The sequence below is a fragment of the Pseudomonadota bacterium genome (genome assembly GCA_011049115.1).
Taxonomy (GTDB): Bacteria; Desulfobacterota; Anaeroferrophillalia; order Anaeroferrophillales; family Tharpellaceae; genus DSCM01.
Genome location: DSCM01000111.1, coordinates 1 through 5362, shown reverse-complemented (window position 1 = coordinate 5362; position 5362 = coordinate 1). Strand labels below are relative to the sequence as shown.

The following is a 5362-nucleotide window of genomic DNA, read 5'->3' as shown; positions in this document are numbered from 1 at the left end:
GACTGGTAAAGCCGATTTTGTTCTCGAAGGGGATGAGTATAACAGTGCCTTCTTTGATCGTCATGCCAAATTTCATCACTATCGGCCGACTCATCTGATCATTACCGGAATCGAAATGGATCACGCGGATCTGTTCGCCGGTCTGAATGAAATCGTGGACGAATTCAGAGGCCTGATCGCGAGTTTACCGCCGAGCGGGCTGCTGGTCGCGGCAGCAGATTGTCCGGTTCTGGCTGAGCTTTTACCGAAGGCTCCATGTCGGGTGCTGACGTACGGCTGGTCGCCCGCAGCTGATTATCGGCTGCTTGAATACCGACCTCAGGCGGCGGGAGGGCGAGTTCGTTACGCCGCCGAAAACGGGGCTGACTTTGAGTTTTCCCTTGGGGTTTTGGGGCGTCATAATGCTGAGAACGCTCTGGCGGTGCTGGTTATGATGCTCCAGCTGGGCTTGCCCGAAAACGAAATCTTGGCTGGATTGCGAACCTTTGCCGGGGTCAAACGGCGGCAGGAACTGGTTGGCCGTTGCGGAAATACCATTTATATCAGCGATTTTGCCCATCATCCCACTGCGGTTGGCAAAACCCTTGCCGCTTTGCGTGAGCATTTCCCCGCTTATCGTGTGCTGGCGGTTTTTGAACCACGCACCGCAACCAGTAGACGCAATCTTTTTCAGCGTGAACTGGAGGGTGCCTTTGCCGCCGCCGATGAGGTCTGGCTGGCCCCGGTTCATGGTTTGGCCTTATTGCCTGAGAACGAGGCCTTGAATACGGGGATGCTGGCGGAGAATTTATGCACCGCCGGCAAACCGGCCCAAGCTTTTCAGCGGATTGAAGTCCTGTTCGAGCAGCTTAAGAGTCGAAGCGGGGAAAAGGAATTGGTGGTTATAATGACTACCGGAGATTTCGCTGGTCTTTTCCGGCGATTGGCGGCGGAGGTCTGGAAATGAGGAGTAAAATCGGTTGACAAGGCCCTGGCATGTGAGTATAGGAGACAACCTCGGGTTGAGCGGCATAACATGTAAATAATATAAGGATAGAGGTTTGAAATGGCTTTACTGGGCGGCGAATTACTGGTTTTAAACCGGAAAATGAAAATGGTTGCCCTGATTGTCCTGCTCTCTACAGTCGTAGCCATGTTTTTTCTCTGGCGTGATGTGGCTGAACGCAGCTTGGGTGAAAATGCGGCTTATAAGGCGCCGATGCAAGTCTACAGTAAAGCTGAAAAACAGATGGTCCGGGGGAGATTTGAACAGGCCCTGAAAGGTTATGCCGAAGCCGAGAAAATGTTGCGAGCCATTCCGGGCATTGATCTCAGTAGTGATTTTTATTTCGCGATTGTCAACAACGCTCTGGGGACCATTCACCTGCGTATCGGTATTTATGGTGACGGGGGCAAAGAGATTAAAAGCCGGGCGGATCTGGCCGCTAATAAAAACGAGATCTTGGCCGGTCTGGGTTATTTTGAGAAGAGTATCGCCGCGTATCGAAAGTGGCTGAATGAGAATCGGCCGAATCCTGAAACTCTGGCAAAGTTGGCTCGTAGTCGTGAAGGTCTTGCCGCCGACAAAATAGAACTAGAGCCTTTTGAGCGTTACGAGCGCGCCCTCTCGGTGAGTCTGACGAATTTCGGCATGGCGCACCGCTATTTGGCTGATTATCCGCTTGCTGAGAAAGCTTACCTGGAGGCTTTGGCTTTGTGGTCTGAGAATGACACCGCCGCCGCCAATCTGGAATCTATGCGCAAAACTCTTAGTGAAAATTAAGAGATAATCAAAAATAATGGTAGTTGTTTTGGGTCTGAAAGGTGATTACCTTCGATTCACGGTGCTGAAATCTCAGTTTTTAAGTACTCCTTCGGCCCGTGGTTGAGCGCGTTAGAGCGCTCAACCAGGAGTAGATTTAATAGGCTTCATGCGCGGGGAGAAACGACTGGGGTTTGCTAGGCGCTACGGAAAGCCACCTGAACTCCAGCAAACTTAAGCGCTGGCTGAGTATTTCTGATAATGATGGTATTTATCAAGAAGCAAGTGATAAGTCCTCTGAGTCTTCCGGCAACGAGGTTCCGGGTTCTTTTTTCGGATCAAGTCAAGAAAGAGCTTGACAAGCTATGTGATAACTGTTAGAAGCGCGGGCTCTTTTCGTATCCGAAGGCGAGTTCTGATATAAATCCAAACGGAGAAGTTTAAATGCCGACGATTAACCAGTTGGTTCGTAAAGGTAGGGAACGGATTAAGAAAAAGAATACGGCACCGGCTTTGAAGAGCTGTCCTCAGAAGCGCGGAGTCTGTGTCAGGGTTTATACGACAACCCCGAAAAAGCCTAATTCGGCTTTGCGTAAGGTTGCCAGGGTGCGCCTGACGAATGGATTTGAGGTTACCTCGTATATTCCTGGGGTGGGCCATAACTTGCAAGAGCATTCCGTGGTCCTGATTCGCGGCGGCCGGGTGAAAGACCTTCCCGGTGTTCGCTACCATGTGATTCGGGGGGCTCTGGACAGCGTCGGAGTCCAGGATCGTCGCCAGGGTCGTTCCAAGTACGGGGCTAAACGGCCCAAATAGGTTTTCCCGGGTAATAAAAGTTTCTTATCATTAGAAGAAATCGTTTTCGAGGATTTAAGATAGATGGCCAGAAAAAGAGAGATAGAGAAACGTAAAGTCAATCCAGATCCCAGATATCATGATCGCCAGGTAGCCAAGTTTGTTAATGGGCTGATGCTTGACGGTAAGAAAAGCGTGGCCCTGGGAATCTTTTACGAGGCGATGGACTTGATCGGGGATCGGGTTGAAGAAGAGCCTCTAGCAATCTTTAAAAGCGCATTGGAAAATGTCAAGCCATTGGTTGAAGTCAAATCACGTCGCGTGGGTGGGGCGACGTATCAGGTTCCGGTTGAGGTTATGCCTGATCGTAAAATGGCGCTTGCTATCCGCTGGTTGGTTGGCTACTCTCGTTCGCGGGGAGAGAAAAGTATGGCTCAGAAATTGGCCGCTGAGTTGCTCGATGCGGCAAGCAAGCGTGGCTCGGCGGTTAAAAAGCGCGAAGACACGCACAAGATGGCCGAGGCCAATAAGGCTTTTGCTCATTACCGTTGGTAAGGCATTTAAAATTCAGTTCAGGTCGATGTGGCACGTCAGTACTCTCTATTAAAGTGCCGTAATATAGGCATCATGGCTCATATTGATGCCGGCAAGACAACCACCACTGAAAGAGTTTTATTTTATACCGGTATTTCGCATCGTCTGGGAGAGGTTCATGATGGAACCGCGACCATGGACTGGATGGAGCAGGAACAGGAACGAGGAATTACTATTACCTCGGCGGCTACAACCTGCTTTTGGAAAGAACACCGGATAAATATTATCGATACTCCGGGCCATGTTGATTTTACGATCGAAGTAGAACGGTCGTTGCGGGTCTTAGATGGAGTAGTCGCTGTTTTTTGCGCGGTTGGCGGAGTTGAAGCGCAGTCTGAGACCGTTTGGCGTCAGGCCGTTAAGTACCAGGTTCCACGGGTCGCTTTTGTCAATAAGATGGATCGCATCGGTGCCGATTTTGATCGGGTCGTCAATATGATGCGAAGCAGGCTCGGGGCCAGGCCCTTGGTTTTGCAGTTACCTCTGGGTGAAGGTGATAGCTTTACCGGAGTAATAGATCTAATAGCCGAAAAGGCTGTTTATTTCGATCAAAGTTCTTTGGGAACCGAATACGAAGTGCGCGCTGTGCCGGGGGACATGTTGTCCCGGGCGACAGGGTATCGCAACAGATTGATTGAAGAGCTTGCAGATCTTGATGATGACTTCGCCTTGCGTTATCTCGAAGGTGAAAAAATCAAGGCTGATGATATAAAACAGCAAGTTCGTAGGGCAACCTTGCTTTTGCTAGGGACACCGATTCTGTGTGGGGCTGCATTCAGGAATATAGGGGTTCAGCCTCTGCTTGACGCAGTGGTCAACTTTCTACCTTCTCCTGTTGAAGTTAGAAGAATTGTCGCCCGGAAACTGGATAAAGATGAATCAGTTGTGGTAGAAATCAGTGATCAATCGCAGCCGACGGCTTTGGTATTCAAAATCTTAACTGACCCGCATGTCGGGCAGCTGGCCTATCTGCGCCTGTACTCGGGAGTTGTTGAAAGTGGTATGCAACTCTATAACAGCAGTCGCAGGCAATATGAAAAAATCGGCCGGCTCCTGAAGATGCATGCCAATAAAAGGGAAGAGGTCAGAAAGATTTATGCCGGGGATATCGTCGCCGTAATCGGCCTGAGGCATAGTGCCACAGGCGATACCCTGTGTCTGGAAAAAGACGCGGTTCTGCTCGAATCTCTGGAAATACCGGAACCGGTTATCGGAGTTGCTATCGAGCCCCTAAGCCAGAGTGATCAGGAACGTTTAGTCCAGGCTCTGGATAAATTGGCTGCCGAAGATCCTACCTTCAAAGTCAACAACGACGAAGAAAGCGGGCAGACTATAATTTCAGGTATGGGCGAGCTTCATCTTGAAATAATAGTGGATCGACTGGCTCGCGAGTTCAAAGTTAATGCCAATGTCGGCAAGCCTCAGGTTGCCTACCGCGAATCTATCACCGAAACCATTGTATGTGAGGGGCAGTTTATCCGTCAGGAGGGCTGCCGGTCAGTTTTTGCTCAGGTCGGCCTTCGACTTGAACCGGATAAAAAACGTGACAAAGGTTTGGTTTTTTGTAACCAGACAGTGCCTGCAGAGCTCCCGGCGAGATTTGTCGAGCCCGTTCGGCTTGGCATTGCAGAAGCTATGCTGTCAGGACCTCTGTTTGGCTACCCGATGATCGGTATCAAAGCCATCCTGGAAAGTGGAAACTGGCATGAAAATGAATCGAATGAGCTTGCTTTTAAACTGGCTGGAGCTCGAGGCTTCAACGAAAACATTAAGCGGACAAAGCCAACGATACTTGAACCGGTAATGGAAGTTGAAGTGGTTGTGCCGGGTGCGTTTTTAGGCGAAATTATGAGTGATATCAAGATGCGCCGCGGCCGTATTCAGGGGGTAGAAAATCGCCTCGGGGAAATGCAGGTAGTCAGCGCATTCGTTCCCTTGGCGGAAATGTTCGGATATTCGACCGAGATAAGATCACGTAGTCAGGGAAGAGCAACATTCAGCATGCAATTTAACGGCTATGAAGCGGTTGCCTCTGAGATAGTTCGGCGCCGAATAGATTGCTCAAACTTATACAATTAAAATATTCAAAAAGCGGAGACAGAGATGGCGAAGGCGAAATTTGAACGAACCAAGCCCCATGTAAATATCGGCACGATTGGTCATGTAGACCACGGCAAAACCACTCTGACTGCAGCCATTACCAAGGTTCTGGCTCTCAAGGGACAGTCGCAT

The 5362-nt window shown here is 49.9% G+C and carries 6 protein-coding genes; all 6 read left to right on the top strand.

The features are described 5' to 3' along the window. Positions 1–946 (top strand): UDP-N-acetylmuramate:L-alanyl-gamma-D-glutamyl-meso-diaminopimelate ligase (locus ENN66_09865; protein ID HDS16888.1); only part of this gene is annotated, 946 nt, incomplete at its 5' end. A 99-nt stretch (positions 947–1045) separates the two neighbouring features. Then, positions 1046–1762 carry a hypothetical protein gene (locus ENN66_09860; GenBank protein ID HDS16887.1) on the top strand — a complete coding sequence of 239 codons (717 nt, stop codon included), beginning with the start codon at positions 1046–1048 and terminating at the stop codon, positions 1760–1762. Between the two features lie 423 nt (positions 1763–2185). Beyond that, complete coding sequence (locus ENN66_09855) at positions 2186–2557, top strand: 30S ribosomal protein S12 (protein ID HDS16886.1); 372 nt, start codon at positions 2186–2188, stop codon at positions 2555–2557. Between the two features lie 63 nt (positions 2558–2620). Further along, positions 2621–3091 (top strand): 30S ribosomal protein S7, encoded by a 471-nt coding sequence (locus ENN66_09850; GenBank protein HDS16885.1) that lies wholly within the window; start codon positions 2621–2623, stop codon positions 3089–3091. Between the two features lie 27 nt (positions 3092–3118). Further along, positions 3119–5209, top strand: a complete 2091-nt coding sequence (gene fusA, locus ENN66_09845) for an elongation factor G (protein HDS16884.1) — start codon at positions 3119–3121, stop codon at positions 5207–5209. Between the two features lie 24 nt (positions 5210–5233). Then, positions 5234–5362, top strand: a 129-nt coding sequence (gene tuf / locus ENN66_09840; GenBank protein HDS16883.1) for an elongation factor Tu, incomplete at its 3' end; no start/stop codon positions are given.

Bases quoted from the DNA above. Each gene is read 5' to 3' on its own strand.
- ENN66_09860 (HDS16887.1), top strand. From the start codon at position 1,046: ATGGCTTTACTGGGCGGCGAATTACTGGTTTTAAACCGGAAAATGAAA.
- ENN66_09855 (HDS16886.1), top strand. From the start codon at position 2,186: ATGCCGACGATTAACCAGTTGGTTCGTAAAGGTAGGGAACGGATTAAG.
- ENN66_09850 (HDS16885.1), top strand. From the start codon at position 2,621: ATGGCCAGAAAAAGAGAGATAGAGAAACGTAAAGTCAATCCAGATCCC.